Below are 17120 nucleotides of genomic sequence, written 5' to 3' on the forward strand. Positions count from 1 at the left end.
TCCAGCATCCATGAGGTAAGGTTTCATGCGCATCTCCACGATCCAGGCATTCAACAATGGCGTCACCGGCCTGCAGCGCAACTATGCCGACGTGACGCGTACGCAAGAGCAAATCAGTACCGGCAATCGCATCCTTACACCTGCGGATGATCCGGTTGCCTCCGTGCGTCTGTTGCAACTCGAGCAGCAGCAGAGCGTGCTGGGGCAGTACAACGAGAACCTGGCCGCGGCCAACAGCAGCCTGACGCAGGAGGAAGTCACGCTCAACTCGGTCAACACCGTCCTGCAGCGCGTGCGCGAGCTGACGGTACAGGCGGGCAATGGGGCGCTGAGTAAGGAAGACCGAGAATCCATCGCCGCTGAGCTGGTTGAGCGTGAAGAGGAGCTGTTCTCGCTGGTCAATACGCGCAACGCGCGAGGCGAATATCTATTCTCCGGGTTTCAGGGAAAAACCCAGGCCTTCGTGCGGGATGGAGACGGCTCCTACAGTTACCAGGGCGATGAAGGCCAGCGCAAGCTGCAGATCGCCAGCTCCCTGCAAGTACCGATCAGCGACAGTGGCAAAGCGATTTTTGAAAACATCGTTAATGCCGGGCGTCTAGATGGTGCCCTGGACCTCACTGGAGCGCCTGGCTCCACGCTTCGTGCCTCGGCGCCCCTGGTGCAAGATGAAGTGGCCTTCGGCAGTACGCCGCCTTTCCCTGAGGCAGGGGTGGAGGTCATCTTCGGTAACCCAGATGCCAACAGCTATGAGGTGTTCGAGATCGGTGCCGCAGCCCCGGCACCGGTCCTGGCCAGTGGTACCCTTGACGATGATCCGGATACTCGTGATCAGATGGTTTTTCGAGGGGTTAGTGTTCTGTTTGACGGCACCGCATTGGGTGGAGAAAGCTTGCAGGTCACGGTCGACCCGGCGCGGCAGAAGCAAGGTATTCTCGATACCATCGCCACCCTACGCCGCACCCTGGAGGATCCCGCCAGCACCGATGCGCAGATCCGCGATAGCGTTGCGGTGGGGCTCACCAACCTGGATAACGGCATGATCAATGTCGACAGCGTACGCGGCGCCATCGGCGCGCGGCTTAACGTGATCGAGACCACCCTCACCGACAACGAGGACGTTGCTCTGGTGAACAAAGGCATCCAGGCCGACCTGCGTGAGCTGGACTATCCTGAAGCCTTGTCGCGGCTGTCGTTTCAGACGATCATTCTGGAAGCATCGCAGCAGAGTTATGTGAAGATTGCAAGTTTGAATTTGTTTAATAAGATGTGATTGGCTGCAGTCGCCAGGCCGTGCGTCGTAGCGCTAGTGCACGTTCTACTCATCAGGTATATGGCAGCGCATGACCGAACAGATTCTGGCTTTTTCTACCAAGGCGGGTTCACTCGCTCTGCTCGACGGCCGTCTGCACAGCGCTTGCGTGCTCCCGCAGGTGCTCTTCAGTGTCGCGCAATGGCGCGAGAGGGCTGACGCCTGCCTAGCCGAGGTGCTCACGTACGGCTGGGCCAGCATGGCGGTACGCAGCAGCAGCTGCCGTGAGGACGGCGAGCAGTCTTCGGCGGCCGGAGCGTTTGACTCCTGCCTGAACGTCGACTCCGACGGCTTGCCTGCGGCCATCGAGCAGGTGCTCGAGTCGATGGGTGGACTGGGCGCCAGTGAGTACGATCAGGTCTTCGTTCAACCTATGGTCGGCGATGTGCGCATGGCAGGTGTTGGTTTTGGCCTCGATCCGGCCACCTTGGCGCCGTACTTCGTGATCAACTACGACGAGAGCAGTGGGCGCACCGATGCCGTGACTTCCGGGCGCTCCAACGAGCTGCGCACCTTCTATGCACATCATGCTGCCAGTGAGCTGCCGTCTTCGCTGGCGCCCGTGGTGGCGCTGTTGCGCGAGTTGCAGGCGCTGTTCGGGCGGCAGGCCATGGACATCGAGTTTGCCGTGGATGCGCAGGCACGACTGTATCTACTGCAGGTGAGGCCGCTGGTGCTCGGCGCCGAACCGGCCGATGCCCAGGCGCATGGCAAGCTGGTTCGCCTGATCCATGACCGTATTGCCCAAGGTATTCGTCCGCAGCCCTTTCTACATGGCGAGCGCACCGTATTCGGGGTGATGCCGGACTGGAACCCGGCCGAAATCATCGGCGTGCGACCGCGGCCGCTGGCGCTGTCGCTGTACCGCGAATTGGTCACCGACATGATCTGGGCCTACCAGCGCAACAACTATGGCTACCGCAATCTGCGCAGCTTCCCGTTGATGCTGCATTTCCATGGGCTGCCTTACATCGATGTGCGCGTCAGCTTCAACTCCTTCATCCCGCGCGACATCGACGGTGCCCTGGCCGACAAGCTAGTCAACTACTACATCGAGCGTCTGTTGGCCGCGCCCAATCTGCATGACAAGGTCGAGTTTGAGATCGTCTTCTCCTGCTACACGCTGGATCTGCCGCAGCGCCTGCAGGACCTGCAGGGCGCCGGTTTTACCGAGGCCGAGTGCCGGCGCCTGGGCGACAGTCTGCGCGAATTGACTAATCGTATTGTGCACAACGAAACCGGTCTGTGGCGCACCGACCGGCAGAAGCTCGACGTGTTGCTGGCTAGGCGCGACGAGATACTCGGTGCCGATACCGATCCGGTTACGCGCATCTACTGGCTGTTGGAAGACTGCCGTCGCTATGGCACGCTACCGTTCGCAGGGTTGGCGCGGGCCGGTTTCATTGCGGTGCAACTACTACGCTCGCTGGTCACCGTGGGCGTGCTCGACCAGAGCGAATACGATGCCTTTCTCAATGGCCTGTCCACGGTCAGCGGGCAGATGACTCAGGATCTGGCGCAGCTGGATCGCACCACCTTCTTGGCCCGCTACGGTCACCTGCGGCCGGGCACCTACGACATCCTGTCGCCGCGCTACGACGAGGCTCCCGATCTCTATTTTGATTGGCACAACCTGGCGGTCGAGACGCGTCACGACAGCACGCGTTTCGCTCTATCGCTGGCACAGATGCGCGAGATCAGTCGCCTGCTCAGCGAGCACGGGCTGTCACACGACGTGGTGGGGCTGTTTGATTTTCTTCAGGCCGGTATCGAGTTGCGCGAATACGCCAAATTCGTGTTCACGCGCAACCTGTCCGATGCGCTGTCACTGTTCCGTGAGCTGGGCCATGACCTGGGGTTCAGCGCCGAGGACATGTCCTACGCCAACATCCAGGTGATCAAGGAGCTGCATGCTGCCAGTGCCGACCCCAGGGAGCTGATCGCCGCCAGTATCGAGGAAGGGCGCCGGCGCTACGGCGAAACCTGCCAGATCGTGCTGCCGCCGCTGATCACCAGCGCCGAGGACGCCTTCTGTTTCCATCTGCCGCAGGCCGAGCCGAACTTCATCACCCAGCGTCAGGTGATCGGCGCGGTGATGGACTACCACCAGCGCGACCAGCTGCAGGGCGCTATCGTCATGATCCCCAGCGCCGATCCTGGGTTCGATTGGATCTTCTCCCACTCTATCGCTGGCTTTATTACCGCCTATGGCGGCACCAATTCGCACATGGCCATCCGCGCCAACGAACTCGGCCTGCCGGCCGTGATCGGGGCAGGAGAGGTGCTCTACCGCAAGTGGGCTGCGGCGCAGATGCTCAACATCGACTGCGCCAACCGGCGCGTCGAGGTGTTGCGGTGAGGGTGGTGCTGGTCAGCCAGCGCGTAGATGTGCTGGCCGACCGGGGCGAGCGGCGTGATGCGCTGGATCAGCGCCTGCCGGACTGGCTGGCGAGCCATGGACTGTTACCGGTGCCGGTGCCCAATCGCCCTGAACGAGTGGATGCCTTGTGGACGCAGTTGAAGCCCCGCGCGGTGGTGCTCAGCGGCGGCAACGATCTTGCCGAGTACGGTGGCGATGCTCCGGAGCGTGACGCTGTCGAACGTGCGTTGCTGGCGCGAGCCATGGCCGAGCGGGTGCCGCTGTTTGCCTTGTGCCGTGGGGCACAATTGCTGCTTGATGCCTTTGGCAATCGTCTCGAACGGATGGCTGGGCATGTTGGTACGCGTCACCGCTTGGTGATCGACGGGCGCGAGGCGGAGGTCAACAGCTATCACCAATGGGGCTGCCGTTCGCTGATCGCGCCACTGGAAGTCCTGGCATGCAGCGAGGATGGCGTAATCGAGGCCTTCTTTCACCCGCAACTGCCTCTGCTTGGCGTGATGTGGCACCCCGAGCGGGAAATGCCTTTCGCCGAGCTGGACGGTCTGCTTCTGAATCGCTGTCTTAACAAGGAATGAGCTTTACATGACACGAGCCATCATCCTTGCCGCCGGGCGCGGCAGTCGCATGGGCGAGCTAACCGCCGAGCAACCTAAGTGTTTCGCCCGCCTGCACGGTCGCCGCCTGCTGGACTGGCAGCTGGGCGCGCTGCGTGGCGCCGGAATCGAGCGCCTGGGCCTGGTGCGGGGCTATCGCGGTGAATGCTTTGACGAGCCGTTGACCTATTTCGAGAACACGCGCTGGCAACAGAGCAACATGGTGCGCACGCTGCTGGCCGCGGACGCTTGGCTGGCGACGGAGGCGTGCATCGTCTGTTACAGCGACATCTTCTACAGCGCCGCCACCGTGGTCGCGCTGAGCCGGGTCGAGGCGGACCTGGCGATTGCCTACGACCCGCACTGGTATGCGCTTTGGTCGCAGCGTTTCGCGGATCCGCTGGCCGATGCTGAGAGTTTTCGCCTGGATGCCAATGGCAATCTGGCGACTATTGGCGAGCGCTGCCAAAGCGCAGCCGAGATCGAGGGGCAGTACATGGGCCTGCTCAAATTCACTCCGGTCGGCTGGGCACAGGTGCGCGAGTTGCTGCAGCGGCTCGGTGACGACGCGGTGGATCGCCTGGACATGACCAGACTGCTGCGGCTGCTGTTGCAGGCTGGTATGCCGATTGCTGTGTCGCCGGTGCAAGGGTCGTGGGGGGAGGTGGACGCCGCCGACGACCTGGCGCTCTATCATCGGATTATGCCTCTCGCTGCAATTGCCCCCTGAGTTCTGGAGCTGCCTTCATGCCACTATGTTTCCCCATCGACACGGTGTTGGCCATTTTCAAGCGTTTTCCCCGTCCTGCCGATCCTCTGGAGCAGCAGGCGCTGGAGTGCTTGAGGACGATGGAGGCGCAGGAAGCCGACTTGCTCTGGGAACAGCTGTGCCTGAGGGTGCTACTCAACCCTGTGTACCTAGAGGCGCTCTGGCCTGACGGCTGTGTGCAGCATCCGGAAATGCGCCAGCTCCTGCAACGCTTGCAGGAACGGCTTTGGGTGCCGGATGTTCGCGTGCAGACCGAGAACGACAGTGCTCAGTGGGTGCTGGAGCAGGGGGATGCCGAGCAGCACGGCACCCTGATGCATCGCCTGCTTGCTTACCTCAGAAGCGGCAACCCGAACGGCGGTGCACCCTTTGCCTTCCTGGCGCGCTACTACACCTGGCGTGACCTGCTGGTGACGCAACTGGTCGTGCCCGAGCGCATCGATCTGGTCGAGCGCGTTTTCGCTTTGCTGGATATGCAGAACAAACAGTGGTGCAAGCCCTACTGCGGCGGATACGCTTACTAGGACTATGCCCGATTCGGTATCGCCGGCGTCAAGCCGACCGAGGAGCGTCTGGACGGCTACGCTTTTATACCCTGGCTGAACGATGGAATGAGCGTGCTGGAGATCGGCCGTATCACCGCTGAAGCGCTGGGCCAGCACAATGTGAATTTCCATGTCGCAGATTTCAGCAGTTGGAGGCCGAACCGGCGCTATGACGTGGTTCTCTCATTCGCTAACCACTGCACCATCGACGGAAACCTGGCCGTCGAGTTCGAGAACTTCGTGGCCAAACTCTGGTGTTTAACGCAGGACGATGGCTTGCTGCTGTTCGAGAGCCACAATGTGTTCGGCGCAGGCACTGGCGCGGCAGGCGACGACGGTGATCTGGACCGCAAGTTCGACATCATGGCGCGTTACTTCGAGCTGCAGGACTCCAAGATGACGCGGGCATTCGTGCCCAGTCATGACATCGACAAGTTGTTTGTCGTTCTGCGTCGGCGTCCAGAGGTGCTCCCTTGCGTTCAGCGCTGCATGAACCTCCCGCATGCTCGCCAGCGTTACAGCTATCAGGGCGAGCCGTTCGCCTGAACCGGTCAGGCAGATTCAGGCCTCGGGCAGGCTCAGCAACGCCAGGTGCTTGAGCACCGGATGGATGACGTAATAGGTGTTGCCCTGTTCGGCGTCTTGCTGCATTACCACCTCCAACTCGCCGCTGGCCTGATAGCCACGCAGCACCTCCAGCAGCAGGTCGGCGCGGATGGCCGTGTCGTAGCGGCGATCGATGTCTGTGCCCCGCGGCGGCGGCGGATAGCGCTTGCGGGCGAGTACCGGGCCGGTGTCGATGTGGGTGTCGAGCAGGATGGCGCTGGCGGCGCAAGTACCTTCCTCCAGCAGGCTGTAGTAGACGGTCGTGCTGCCACGGTATTCGGGTAGCCAGCCGCTGTGTACGTGCAGCAGCGGTATGCCCAGCGCGATCAGTGGCGGCTTGACGATTTGCCCGCCATAGCCGGAGAAGATCACCAGACGCGGCGCCCGTTCACGCACGGCTTCGATGACCTGCTGATCGTTGATGTCGCGCGTTTCCAGATAAGTGACCGGTACAGCGCAGTCGGCCAGGGTGCGGCTGAGGGGGATACCCAGATCCGGCAGCAGAACCCCCATCAGCTCGCGGGCCGGCTCGCTCGGTGCCGTGCAGGCTGGCGCCGCATCGCCGAGCAGCAACGCATGGGACGGCATAAGCCCGTGGGCGGCCAGGGTCTGTACGTAGGCCTGGCTGCGTGCGCTGTGTGCCGCGATCAGCATAACGTCGTCGAGGTGGGTCATGGGGCGATCTCCACTTTGGCCTGCGCGGCAATACGAGTGACCCAGTCCTGCTCGGCGGCGATCAGCCAGGCGAGTTGAGCGCCCTGGGCCGGGGTCAGGCGCGGGTGGATCGAGATCAAGCTGTCGATGACCTTGAGGAGGCCATTGAGAAAGGGTAATGCGCAAGGCTGTTCGGCCTGGTGCAGGCACAGTGCGGCGAAATGCAGGTAAAGATTCAGGTCGTCATAGCCGCTGTCGGCGACGGCCTTGAAATCGCTATCGTAGCGACGATGCAGGCGCTTGCTGACTTCGAAGCGCTTTAGCAGGCGTTCGGCTAGACGCCGCTTGCCGGGCGCATCCGCGGCCGCATGCAGCAGCTCGGCCAGCAGCTCGGCTGTATCCTGAGTGTTTTCGCCGTGTTTGGGGGCTACCGGTAACGGTACGAGGCGCGCTGACGGTAGCTCCTCCAGCGCTGCCTGACGGCTCGCGCGCCAGGCCGGGAAGAAGGCCGCTCCGTGGTACTGGCTGTAGAAGTAGGTGTTGCGTTCTTCGAGCCGATCACCCTTGCTATAGGGGTAGTCGATATCGCTCATACCACCGACCCCTGTGCCCGTTGGAGGATGTCACGTGCCAGTTCGGCGATGTCGGCCGGATGGCTGGTATCGATTTCCAGATCGGCTGCGGTGGGGGCCGGGAAGGGAATGTCCACGCCCACCATGTCGCTCATCTCGCCGGCCAGAGCCTTGCTGTAGAGCCCCTTGGTGTCGCGTTCGACCAGCGTCTGCATGGGTGGATTGAGGTAGACCTCGTAGTAGTGGCGAAAGCGCGTACGGTTCAGATCGCGCAGATCCGGAAAGACCGACAGGATGCTGCACACCACGTTGATTTCCTGCGCATCGAGCCATGCGCACAGTTCGAAGATGCGCTCGGCGTTGAGGCGTCGCCCAGCCAGGCTGTAGTCCGCAGCCTGGGTGTCCTGGCGGAAGATGCGCCGAACTTCGTCGCCATCCACCAGCAGGGTATTGGGCGTCTGCAGCTTCCATTGGTGGGTTATCTCGCGTCCGAGCGTGGTCTTGCCCGAACCGGACAGGCCGATCAGCCAGATGACCATCAGCCTCTCCCTGCCAGGGAACGGGCGCTGTTGGCGATTGCCACGGCGGCGACCTGGCCGGCATAACCGTAGAATGGCGCGAAGTAGTACTGGCTGAGGGTCTTGCGGATCGGCCGCTGGGCCTCCCACAGGCTGGCATCCTCCAGCAACTCTTCGAGACGGCCGCTGTGCTGGGCGCCAAGGTGCGGCAGGTACTTTCGCAGCCAGATGTCCGAAGAGTCCTCACCCATCAACGGGTCGGCCTCGGCATTGGGCAGGTCGAGCAGCAGCACGTTGCGATCAGTGTAGATGCCGCCGAAGGCAGAGCCGCCGTAGTCGCACAGCAGGAAGTCGGCAAGCTGGAACAGTTCGACGTTGTCGATGTGTTCGCGGATCACGCAGGCAAAGCGCTCCAGCTCGCGCATGCGCGCTGGTTCTTCGGTGATGGTGATCGGGTGGGGTTTGACGATGACGTTGTAGCGCGCCTGCAAACGTGCGACGGCGGCAGCGAACAGGTCGATCGAGCTGAGCGTGCTCCAGGTCGGCAGCCACACCACGGTCTGCCGATTGGGGTCGAGTTTCAGCTCGGTCAGGCGCGCTGTGCGATCCAGCGGCTGGTTGAAGAAACGGTCGAAGCGGGGGTAGCCCATCTGGATCTTCAGCGTGTCCTGGCAGAATTCCAGGTGCTCAGCCTGATAAGGGCCGAAGCAGAGGATGCTGTCGTACACCTGGTTCCAGGACTGGAAGTTCCAGCCAGCCTTGCCGTTGGCGTACATGAACCGTAGGTTGTAGCGTCCGATGGACTTGGGCAGGTAGGGCGAGTCTGCGCCACGCAGGTAATGCTGGGGGAAGTTCGACACCAGGGTGGTGTAGCGCTCCTTGCGGGCGAGCATTTCGCGTGCGTCGCGCCATGGCAACTGATGCCGCTGGCAGCCGGCGACCACGGCGTCGATGTCCTGCTGCGTCTTGCCGGTAACGGCGATCTCCACGCTGCCTGCCGGCAGGTGCTGCCAGACCGCGTGGTAGTGATTGAACATCTCAGGGTTGTGGATCAGAAAACCGAAGCGTTCGAGTTCGCTAGCCATGCCGTCCCGTCCTGGCGATTACCGATGCGCCATGTTACTGGAAATTAACCGGCGGTTGAGGCGCTTCTTCCGTGACGCTTCAGGCTAGGCTTGCTACGCTCGAAACTTCTCTCAAGGGCAGTCCATACATGGCATCGATCCATCCGTCCGCGGACGTCAAAAGTCAGTCTATTGGTGAGGGTACCTCGGTCTGGCAGTTCGTGGTGATCCTTGCGCAGGCGCGCATCGGTCGTGACTGCAACATCAACGCCCACTGCTTCATCGAGAACGACGTGGTGCTCGGTGATCGGGTTACGGTGAAATGCGGCGTGTACCTGTGGGACGGCCTGCGTATCGCCGACGATGTTTTCATCGGTCCCAACGCTACCTTCACCAATGATCGACTGCCGCGTTCCAAGCAATATCCCGACAGCTTCCCGCAGACCGTGATCGAACGCGGCGCCTCCATTGGTGCCGCGGCGGTCATCCTGCCAGGCCTGACCATAGGCGCCGGTGCCATGGTCGGCGCCGGCGCGGTGGTGACCCGCGACGTTCCTGCCCGCGCGCTGGTCGTTGGCAACCCTGCACGTATCGTGCGTTACCTGGATGAGTGACATGTTTCCTTTTCTCGATCTGGCCGGGATCAACCGGCGCGATGAAGCAGCACTGACCGAGGCGTTTCAGCGGGTGCTGCGTTCTGGCTGGTATGTACTGGGTACCGAAGTCGCCGCGTTCGAGGCCGAGTACGCGGCTGCCTGTGGAGTGGCGCATGCCATCGGCGTGGGCAACGGCCTGGATGCACTGACCCTGATTTTGCGTGGCTATCGGCAGTTGGGGCGTCTGGCCGAGGGTGACGAGGTGATCCTGCCCGACAACAGCTTTGTCGCCACCGCGCTGGCCGTCAGTGAGGCTGGGCTGACGCCGGTCTTGGTCGAGCCCGAGGCGGACACGTTCAACATCGATCCGGCTGCCGTCGAGACCGCAATCAGCCCGCGCACACGGGCAATCATCGCCGTGCACCTGTACGGGCGTCTGGCTGACATGCAGCGTCTGCGCACACTCGCCGATCAGCACGGGCTGTTGCTGATCGAGGATGCAGCTCAGGCACATGGCGCAGTGGATGCCCGCGGGCACGCTGCGGGTGCCCTCGGCGATGCGGCAGGCTTCAGCTTTTTTCCGGTAAAGAACCTTGGCGCACTTGGCGATGCCGGTGCTCTGACCACCAACGACGATGATCTGGCCGAGCAGGTGCGCAAGCTGCGTAACTACGGCTCCAGCCGCAAGTACGTGCACGAGTTGCAGGGCATCAATTCGCGCCTTGACGAGTTGCAGGCTGCGCTTTTGCGGGTAAAGCTGGCGCGTCTGGGTGATGATGCCCTGGCCCGACGCGACCTGGCGGCGCGTTATCTGGCCGGCATAGACAACCCGCATCTGCAACTGCCCCAGGCTCCGCACGTGTCCGGAAGCCACGTCTGGCACCAGTTCGTCATACGCTGCGAGGCACGAGAGGCCTTGCAGGCGCATCTCGAGCGTCACGGCGTACCGAGCCTGATCCACTACCCGATTCCCATCCATCGCCAGGCCGCTTACCCCGAGTTTGCCGACCGGCACCTGCCGCTCTCGCAACGCCTGGCTGGCGAGGTGCTCAGCTTGCCGCTATACCCGGGAATGGCAAATGAATGGGTCGAGCAGACCATTGAAGCGTGCAACGCTTTCCGCGTCTGATAGGGAAGGTGGTTCGAGTTTTGCTTTGGAGCATAACGACCCTGTCTATCATGTTTTCTTGACGCAGCGACTGCATGGGCTCGGTCACCTGGAAGGTGATCGGGAGGCAGACGGGAATGGTTTACACCAGCGTATTTGGAGCTTTCTATGTCTCTTCAGCACTGCAAGATCATCGATCTGCCAATCGTCGAGGATCGGCGTGGCAACCTCACTTTCATCGAGGGAGGGCGACACATTCCCTTCGATATCCAGCGTGTCTACTACCTCTATGACGTTCCCGGCGGCTCTCACCGCGGCGGCCATGCTCACAAGGGGCTGCACCAGCTGTTGATCGCCATGTCGGGCAGTTTCGACATCCTGCTGGATGATGGGCGAACCAAGTTCAAGTACCACCTCAACCGTTCCTATTACGGTCTTTATATTCCGCCGATGATCTGGCGCGAGATCGACAACTTCTCCAGCGGCTCGGTGTGCATGGTGCTGGCGTCCGAGCACTACAGCGAAGACGATTACTACCGCGACTACGACCAGTTCTCCCTGGCTGCCAACGGCAAGTAATCCGCCATTGCGGCCTGTGGCCGCCATAACCCGGCTGGCTGTTTTCACTTTTTTCAATCGGAGTTTTCTGCATGCCCCAGGGAAGTCATCTGCCAGACGCAGTGGTCAGCGCCAGGGTCGTTTCCGCCCGAAGCGCCAAGGGCTGTGTCGATCTGACCGAGCTGGCTGCCGCCGAGAGCTGGTCGCCGGCACCGCTGGAGATGGTGGGATTCTCTCTGCCGGAAAGCGTGCGGCAGGCCCGGCAGCGCATGTTGGTTCAGTACCGCGGACGCTTTCACGATGTGCGCCTGGTCGCCGGCATGGCCGGTATTGGCGATATCGCCAATGGTGAGTATGTCTGCGACGGCGTTTACGACAACCTTGGGCGAGTGAATAACGCCTGGTATGAAAAACACGGGTTGCGCGTCGATGACAACGGCACGTGCGCGTTTTTCGCCGGCAAGGGCGAGTCGTTGCAGGTGGCCAATGCCATCAGCTTCTTCGGCTGGGAAAACGGCAACTATGCGCACTGGTTGAGCGAGAAGCTCGGGCGCTTCTACTGGATCGAGCAGGCCGACCTGCCACACGATACCGTGGTGCTGGTCGAGGCTGGCTTGCCGGCTTCTATCATGGATGCCCTGGCTTTGTTCTGGCCGCGTGAGCGTACGCTTTGCGTGCCGCCGGGAAGTGCTTGCCAGGTGGCTGTGCTGCACCATTTCTCCGACACCGCCGATATCTGGGAGCCGCGTGCCGGCTACGTCTATCGCGGTGACGAATACCATCTCTATCCGCCGGCCATTGCCTGGATGGCCAGCCAGGTCAAGGCCCGCTGCGCTGCGGTCGAGGGCCAGGACAAGGCCTACCTGATTCGGCCGCCGGGCGGCAATGGCCGTACTATCGTCAACCAGCAGGAGCTGATCCGCGAGCTCAGTCGCGATGGCTTTCAGGCCTTTCAGCCGGAGGTGCGCGACTTTGCCTCGCAGGTGCGTGCGCTAGCCGGTTGCGAACTGGCGATCCTCGGTTCTGGCGCGGCTGCCGCCAATCTTCTGTGGATGCCCCGTGGCGGCACCCTGGTGATGCTGATCCAGGATAATCCGCAGATGTGGTACTGGTTCTTCCATGCCCTGGCTGCTGCGGTGGGCGTGCGTTTGGTCTATCACCCGGTCAAGGGCTTGCCTGGCACCCACAGCGTTGTCTACCACTGGAACGTAGAAATTCCCATCGAGGCCCTGCGCCAATGGCTGGCCCAGGATGCACAGCGCGCCAGCCAGGCGCTGCCTGAGCAGCCGCTGGGCGTCGCGACTTTGCAGAGCGAGCTCGCCGGGCGGCGCCGCAGAACGCTGGCCGAGCCGCTTTCTGTCGAGCCACAGGAGGAGGGCGTAGATGTCACCGTTGCGGTGATGTCCTACAACAATGCCGCATTCCTGGCTCAGACCCTCGATTCGATCCTGGCTCAGGAGGGTGTACGGCTCGAGGTGGTGGCCTACGACGACTGCTCGAAAGACGACAGCCTGGAGGTTCTGAAACGCTATGCCGGCGAGCCGCGCCTGCATTTCGAGGTCAACCCCCAGAACCTGGGCATGACCGGCAACTACAATAAGTGCGTGGCGGCCGGGCGCGGTCGTTACGTGGTGGTACTGGGTTCCGATGACGTGCTCTACCCGGGCCACCTGGCCTCGTTGGTCGAGGCCATGGATGCCAGTCCGCAGGCTGCGCTGGGCTATACCCAGTGCTACTGGATCGACGAGCAGGGGGTACGCCAGCAGTACGCGGATCACCCAGGGCACCGGCGCGCATCGTATTGCGGTGGGCGCGACGAAGTAATCGACCTGCTGTGTTTCGACAACTACATCACGCCTTCCGCCGCCATGTTGCGCCGTAGTGCACTGCATCTCGTCGCACTGCCGGAAGGCGGCATCCACCGCCACGACATGCTCGCTGGCGATTGGGAACTATGGATTCGCCTGGCCCGTGTGGCGCCCGATTTCGTATTCCTGCGCCAACCCAGCGTCGGCTATCGGGTGCACGGCGGACAGATCTCCAAGAGTTTCTATGGCAGTGACCGTCCGCTGCGCGAGCACACCGAGATTCTCGAGATGTGCCTGGATGACGCGCCGACCCGTGTGCGCATGCGGGACGCCGCGCAACCTATCTGGCAACTCTATCGTCAGCGTATCGAGGCCTACTCGGCGGAGGTCAGGGCGCCGCTGCAAGTGCGCATTGATGCCATACGCCGCGCGCTACTGGAGCAGAGTGCCGATGATTCGGTCGCACAGTGTTTGTTTTCCATAATTCTCACCACCTACAACCGTCCCGATCTGCTAAAGGATGCTCTGGCAAGCGTTGGCACCCAGACGTTGCGCGATTTTGAAGTCATCCTGATCAACGATAATGGGGAGCCGGTTGAGCACCTGCTGGTGGACTACGACTTTCCGATTACTTACCTCTATCAGGGACGTAATCAGGGGTTGTCGGTTGCGCGCAATGCCGGGTTAAAGCTCGCGCGCGGACGCTACGTCTGTTACCTGGATGACGATGACCTCTACCTGCCAGATCACCTCGCCAGCCTGGCCGAGGTGTTTGAGCGTCAGCCGCAGTGTGTGGTTTACAGTGGGGTTGAGTACATCAACGAGCGGCTTCAGGACGATGCACGCATTGAGCTTAGTCGGCAGGCGCCGTTCACTCACGAGGCCTTTGATAAGGAACGCCTGTTCGTACAGAATTACATTCCTGTAAATACTTGGGCACATCCGCACAGCATGTTGGCAGAAGTCGGTGATTTTGATACCGGCCTGACAGCATTCGAAGACTGGGACATGCTCTTGCGTCTTGCGGCCCGCTACCCTTTTGTACACCAGGCGCGCATAACTGCTGAAGTGCATCTGCGGGATGCACCCAATACAGGCTCGGACCACATGCTTGGCCGCGAGCAGAAAAACTTCGGTGGCCTCTATCAGGAGATGTACCGCCGCCACTCTGACTTGGGCAGCGAGCGAGTGCGTGCCGGGCGACAGGAAATGCTTGAGCGTTTAGGTTTAGGCCATGGCGCTCAACAGCCACGCAAGGCAGGCCTACGGGGTTGGTTGCAAGCACGAGAGCTAAACCCGACTCAGCGGCGGCTGCTGGATGAGCGCCTGCAGGTGCATGCGGGTGGCCCAAGTATTGGGGTGGTGGTGCTTGACCTTAAAGATGATGAAGAGGGGAGAGCGCAAACCCTGGAGTCCCTGCATGCATCGCACAATGGCTACAGCAATATACAGCCGCTGCTCTTGTCCGCCAGTGGTTCAACGGTGGTTGATGGAGTTCTGCAGGTTGCTGTTACCTGCGATACCTGGGTGGCTGTTCTTAACCAGGTGCTGCAGGATGCCGAGTTTGAGTGGTTGATATTGGCCCAGGCAGGTGAAGTTTTTACGGCCAATGGCTTGCTGCTAGCCAGTTTGGAGTTGCTTGTTGCTCCTGATTGCCGTGCCGTGTATTGCGACCAGATTTATCGCCAGGTCGATGGGGGATTAGGTGTCGGTTTCCGTCCGGCATTTAATCTGGATTATCTGTTGAGCTTTCCTGTCGGCATGGCCCACCATTGGCTGTTCCGCCGTGATCTCTTGCTGCAGATTGGCGGGTTCGATGCTGCGCTGCCTTGTGCGGTCGAATTGGATGTGATCCTTCGGTTAATAATTGACGGCGGTCTTGCTGGGCTGGGGCATGTCAGTGAGCCCCTGCTGACTACTGAGACACCAGTGCTTTTAGATGTCGAGGATGAGCGTCGGGCGATCCTGCGCCATCTTCAGGCGCGGGGCTATGAACAGTCGTATATCGAGTCAAGTCAACCGGGGCAATACCGCATTCGTTATGGGCACCCCCAACAGCCTCAGGTGTCGATTTTGATGTTGGCGGGTAGCCAGCTTGCGCAACTCCAGCGCTGTGTTGAAAGCTTGCTGGAAAGCACCCGCTACCCCAACTACGAACTCCTGCTAATCGAGACTGACCCAGCCGCGAGAGAGGTGCATGACTGGCTGGTAGCTATGGCCGGGTTGGATGAGCTGCGATTGAAAGCTGTTTGGCCGCAAGAGGAGCAGATGCTTGTAGGCAGCACCATAAATGGTGCTGCAGCTCAAGCCAAAGGTGATTTCTTGCTGATGCTCTCCGCGGAAACTGCGGTGATTGATGAGCCCTGGTTGGACGAGATGCTTAATCATGCTCTTCGTCCAGAAGTCGGGGTGGTGGGTGCCAAGCTAATTGCAGCTGATGGCTCGATTCGTCACGCCGGCCAAATCCTGGGGCTTGAAGGGCCGGTGGGATTCCCCTTTGTAGGTGAGAGACTTGATTCGCCTGGTTACATGCAACGTTTGCGTGTGGATCAAAACTACAGTGCCGTCAGTCGCGAATGCCTGATGATCCGGCGTGAACTTTATGCCGAGCTGGGTGGCTGTGCGCTCGACCTGCCTGAGTGCTACCTGGATGTAGATCTTTGCTTGCGCGCACAGCGGGCGGGTTACCTGACGGTCTGGGCGGCCAATGCGACGCTGATGCTGGATGCCAGTACGACGGTACCTGCCAGTGCAGAGGAGCAGAATGTCCTGTATAGCCGTTGGTTGCCCGTGCTGGCTAGGGACCCTGCTTATAACGCTAATTTCTCCCTCATGCAGCCTGGCGGCTTCAAGCTGGCCGACGCTGGTTTGGCCTGGCGCCCGTTAGAGTCTTGGCGCCCGTTACCACGGATTCTTGCGCATCCGGCCGATCTCTTCGGCTGTGGACATTACCGAATTGTCCAGCCTTTCAAGGCGCTGGAAGATGCGGGTTTAATTGAGGGTGCGATGTCCACAAGCTTGCTGCCGCTAACCGAGCTTGAGCGCTATCAGCCCGATGTGATTCTGTTGCAGCGACAGGTTGGTGATGAGCGCTTGGCTGCGATGCGGCGCATGAAGGCGTTTTCGTCAGCATTCAAAGTCTACGAGTTGGATGATTACTTGCCCAACTTGCCAATGAAAAATGCCCATCGCCAACATATGCCCAAGGATATCTTGCGATCATTGAGGCAAGGCTTTGCCTGTGTTGACCGCTTCGTGGTCTCCACCGATGCGCTTGCCGAAGCATTCGTGGGCATGCATGAGCAGGTTAGGGTTGTGCGCAATTATCTACCGACTCATTGGTGGGGCGATTTGCAAAACCTGCGCCGGATATCGACCCGGCCACGAGTCGGTTGGGCAGGCGGAGCCGGTCACAGCGGCGACCTTGAAATGATCGCCGACGTTGTCAAGGAGTTGGCCAGCGAGGTTGACTGGGTGTTCTTTGGCATGTGCCCAGAAGCACTTCGCTCCCACGTAAAAGAGTTTCACCCAGGCGTTGAGATCAATCGCTATCCCAAGGCCTTGGCGGCTTTGGGTTTGGACCTTGCCCTAGCGCCGGTCGAGCAAAATTTATTCAATGAATGTAAGAGCAACCTACGCTTACTTGAGTATGGCGCCTGTGGGATCCCGGTCATCTGCAGTGACGTGCGTTGTTATCAGGATGGGTTGCCCGTGACGCGGGTCAAGAACCGTTTCCGCGATTGGGTTGACGCCATTCGTATGCACCTCGCTGACCTCGACGCCTGCGCCAAGGCGGGAGATGAATTGCGTAGGGTGGTGCAGCGCGACTGGATGCTCGAAGGCCAGAACCTGCACGCATGGCGAACGGCCTGGCTTCCCGACTGACATGGTCATCTATCAGGCCGCTTTCGAGCGGCCTGACTCGTTTTCAGGAGTGGCTAAAGCTGGGGCTGATCGTGCCGATAGAACTGACGTGGATTAGGGTGTGGTGCTGCTGTCAAGGCAGAAAGAAATTTTTTCCACTTAGCCCTAAA

The 17120-nt window shown here is 60.9% G+C and carries 14 protein-coding genes; 10 read left to right on the forward strand and 4 right to left on the reverse strand.

Translation table 11 applies throughout. From position 1 onward, the window contains the following. Positions 1–25: 25 nt before the first annotated feature. The 6 genes from flgL (at position 26) to ACSQ17_RS16950 (ending at position 6148) form a co-directional block, all read left to right on the forward strand. Positions 26–1273 carry a flagellar hook-associated protein FlgL gene (flgL, locus tag ACSQ17_RS16925; RefSeq protein WP_436069769.1) on the forward strand — a complete coding sequence of 416 codons (1248 nt, stop codon included), beginning with the start codon at positions 26–28 and terminating at the stop codon, positions 1271–1273. Between the two features lie 70 nt (positions 1274–1343). Next, positions 1344–3671 carry a PEP/pyruvate-binding domain-containing protein gene (locus tag ACSQ17_RS16930; protein WP_436069770.1) on the forward strand — a complete coding sequence of 776 codons (2328 nt, stop codon included), beginning with the start codon at positions 1344–1346 and terminating at the stop codon, positions 3669–3671. Next, the gene (locus ACSQ17_RS16935) at positions 3668–4270 is read left to right on the forward strand and encodes a gamma-glutamyl-gamma-aminobutyrate hydrolase family protein (protein ID WP_436069771.1); all 603 of its coding nucleotides are present in this window, start codon (positions 3668–3670) and stop codon (positions 4268–4270) included. Before ACSQ17_RS16930 ends, ACSQ17_RS16935 begins: the two co-directional genes overlap by 4 nt. Before the next feature lie 7 nt (positions 4271–4277). Continuing rightward, positions 4278–5018 (forward strand): phosphocholine cytidylyltransferase family protein, encoded by a 741-nt coding sequence (locus ACSQ17_RS16940; RefSeq protein ID WP_436069772.1) that lies wholly within the window; start codon positions 4278–4280, stop codon positions 5016–5018. A gap of 17 nt (positions 5019–5035) precedes the next feature. Then, positions 5036–5581 (forward strand): hypothetical protein, encoded by a 546-nt coding sequence (locus ACSQ17_RS16945; RefSeq protein ID WP_436069773.1) that lies wholly within the window; start codon positions 5036–5038, stop codon positions 5579–5581. 87 nt (positions 5582–5668) lie between these two features. Next, positions 5669–6148, forward strand: coding sequence for a hypothetical protein (locus ACSQ17_RS16950; RefSeq protein WP_436069774.1), 480 nt, complete (start codon positions 5669–5671; stop codon positions 6146–6148). Positions 6149–6163: 15 nt separating this feature from the next. Here ACSQ17_RS16950 and ACSQ17_RS16955 read toward each other — a convergent pair whose 3' ends face one another. The 4 genes from ACSQ17_RS16955 to ACSQ17_RS16970 are packed head-to-tail and all read right to left on the reverse strand — an operon-like array spanning position 6164 to position 9037. Beyond that, entirely contained in the window at positions 6164–6883 is a 720-nt protein-coding gene (locus ACSQ17_RS16955) for a formyltransferase family protein (protein WP_436069775.1), read from the reverse strand. After that, complete coding sequence (locus ACSQ17_RS16960; protein WP_436069776.1) at positions 6880–7455, reverse strand: hypothetical protein; 576 nt, start codon at positions 7453–7455, stop codon at positions 6880–6882. The genes ACSQ17_RS16955 and ACSQ17_RS16960 overlap by 4 nt, the downstream gene beginning before the upstream one ends. Further along, the gene (locus ACSQ17_RS16965; protein ID WP_436069777.1) at positions 7452–7973 is read right to left on the reverse strand and encodes an adenylyl-sulfate kinase; all 522 of its coding nucleotides are present in this window, start codon (positions 7971–7973) and stop codon (positions 7452–7454) included. The genes ACSQ17_RS16960 and ACSQ17_RS16965 overlap by 4 nt, the downstream gene beginning before the upstream one ends. Beyond that, on the reverse strand, positions 7973–9037 hold the full coding sequence (locus ACSQ17_RS16970; RefSeq protein WP_436069778.1) for a CDP-glycerol glycerophosphotransferase family protein: 1065 nt from the start codon (positions 9035–9037) through the stop codon (positions 7973–7975). The genes ACSQ17_RS16965 and ACSQ17_RS16970 overlap by 1 nt, the downstream gene beginning before the upstream one ends. 128 nt (positions 9038–9165) lie before the next feature. Here ACSQ17_RS16970 and ACSQ17_RS16975 point away from each other — a divergent pair, with 128 nt between their 5' ends. The 4 genes from ACSQ17_RS16975 (at position 9166) to ACSQ17_RS16990 (ending at position 16971) form a co-directional block, all read left to right on the forward strand. Next, positions 9166–9630: an acyltransferase gene (locus tag ACSQ17_RS16975; RefSeq protein ID WP_436069779.1), complete on the forward strand. Its 465-nt coding sequence runs from the start codon at positions 9166–9168 to the stop codon at positions 9628–9630. Between the two features lies 1 nt (position 9631). Beyond that, positions 9632–10741 carry a DegT/DnrJ/EryC1/StrS family aminotransferase gene (locus tag ACSQ17_RS16980; protein ID WP_436069780.1) on the forward strand — a complete coding sequence of 370 codons (1110 nt, stop codon included), beginning with the start codon at positions 9632–9634 and terminating at the stop codon, positions 10739–10741. Between the two features lie 147 nt (positions 10742–10888). Continuing rightward, positions 10889–11299 carry a sugar 3,4-ketoisomerase gene (locus ACSQ17_RS16985; protein ID WP_013714967.1) on the forward strand — a complete coding sequence of 137 codons (411 nt, stop codon included), beginning with the start codon at positions 10889–10891 and terminating at the stop codon, positions 11297–11299. A gap of 71 nt (positions 11300–11370) precedes the next feature. Next, positions 11371–16971, forward strand: coding sequence for a glycosyltransferase (locus tag ACSQ17_RS16990; protein WP_436069781.1), 5601 nt, complete (start codon positions 11371–11373; stop codon positions 16969–16971). The last annotated feature ends 149 nt before the right edge of the window (positions 16972–17120 follow it).

It is taken from the genome of Pseudomonas sp. LjRoot71 (assembly GCF_964253255.1).
Taxonomy (GTDB): Bacteria; Pseudomonadota; Gammaproteobacteria; order Pseudomonadales; family Pseudomonadaceae; genus Aquipseudomonas.

Excerpts from the sequence above, each read along its gene's own strand:
- flgL (WP_436069769.1), top strand. The coding sequence starts at position 26 with ATGCGCATCTCCACGATCCAGGCATTCAACAATGGCGTCACCGGCCTG.
- ACSQ17_RS16930 (WP_436069770.1), top strand. The coding sequence starts at position 1,344 with ATGACCGAACAGATTCTGGCTTTTTCTACCAAGGCGGGTTCACTCGCT.
- ACSQ17_RS16940 (WP_436069772.1), top strand. The coding sequence starts at position 4,278 with ATGACACGAGCCATCATCCTTGCCGCCGGGCGCGGCAGTCGCATGGGC.
- ACSQ17_RS16945 (WP_436069773.1), top strand. The coding sequence starts at position 5,036 with ATGCCACTATGTTTCCCCATCGACACGGTGTTGGCCATTTTCAAGCGT.
- ACSQ17_RS16950 (WP_436069774.1), top strand. The coding sequence starts at position 5,669 with ATGAGCGTGCTGGAGATCGGCCGTATCACCGCTGAAGCGCTGGGCCAG.
- ACSQ17_RS16955 (WP_436069775.1), bottom strand. The coding sequence starts at position 6,883 with ATGACCCACCTCGACGACGTTATGCTGATCGCGGCACACAGCGCACGC.
- ACSQ17_RS16960 (WP_436069776.1), bottom strand. The coding sequence starts at position 7,455 with ATGAGCGATATCGACTACCCCTATAGCAAGGGTGATCGGCTCGAAGAA.
- ACSQ17_RS16965 (WP_436069777.1), bottom strand. The coding sequence starts at position 7,973 with ATGGTCATCTGGCTGATCGGCCTGTCCGGTTCGGGCAAGACCACGCTC.
- ACSQ17_RS16970 (WP_436069778.1), bottom strand. The coding sequence starts at position 9,037 with ATGGCTAGCGAACTCGAACGCTTCGGTTTTCTGATCCACAACCCTGAG.
- ACSQ17_RS16975 (WP_436069779.1), top strand. The coding sequence starts at position 9,166 with ATGGCATCGATCCATCCGTCCGCGGACGTCAAAAGTCAGTCTATTGGT.
- ACSQ17_RS16980 (WP_436069780.1), top strand. The coding sequence starts at position 9,632 with ATGTTTCCTTTTCTCGATCTGGCCGGGATCAACCGGCGCGATGAAGCA.
- ACSQ17_RS16985 (WP_013714967.1), top strand. The coding sequence starts at position 10,889 with ATGTCTCTTCAGCACTGCAAGATCATCGATCTGCCAATCGTCGAGGAT.
- ACSQ17_RS16990 (WP_436069781.1), top strand. The coding sequence starts at position 11,371 with ATGCCCCAGGGAAGTCATCTGCCAGACGCAGTGGTCAGCGCCAGGGTC.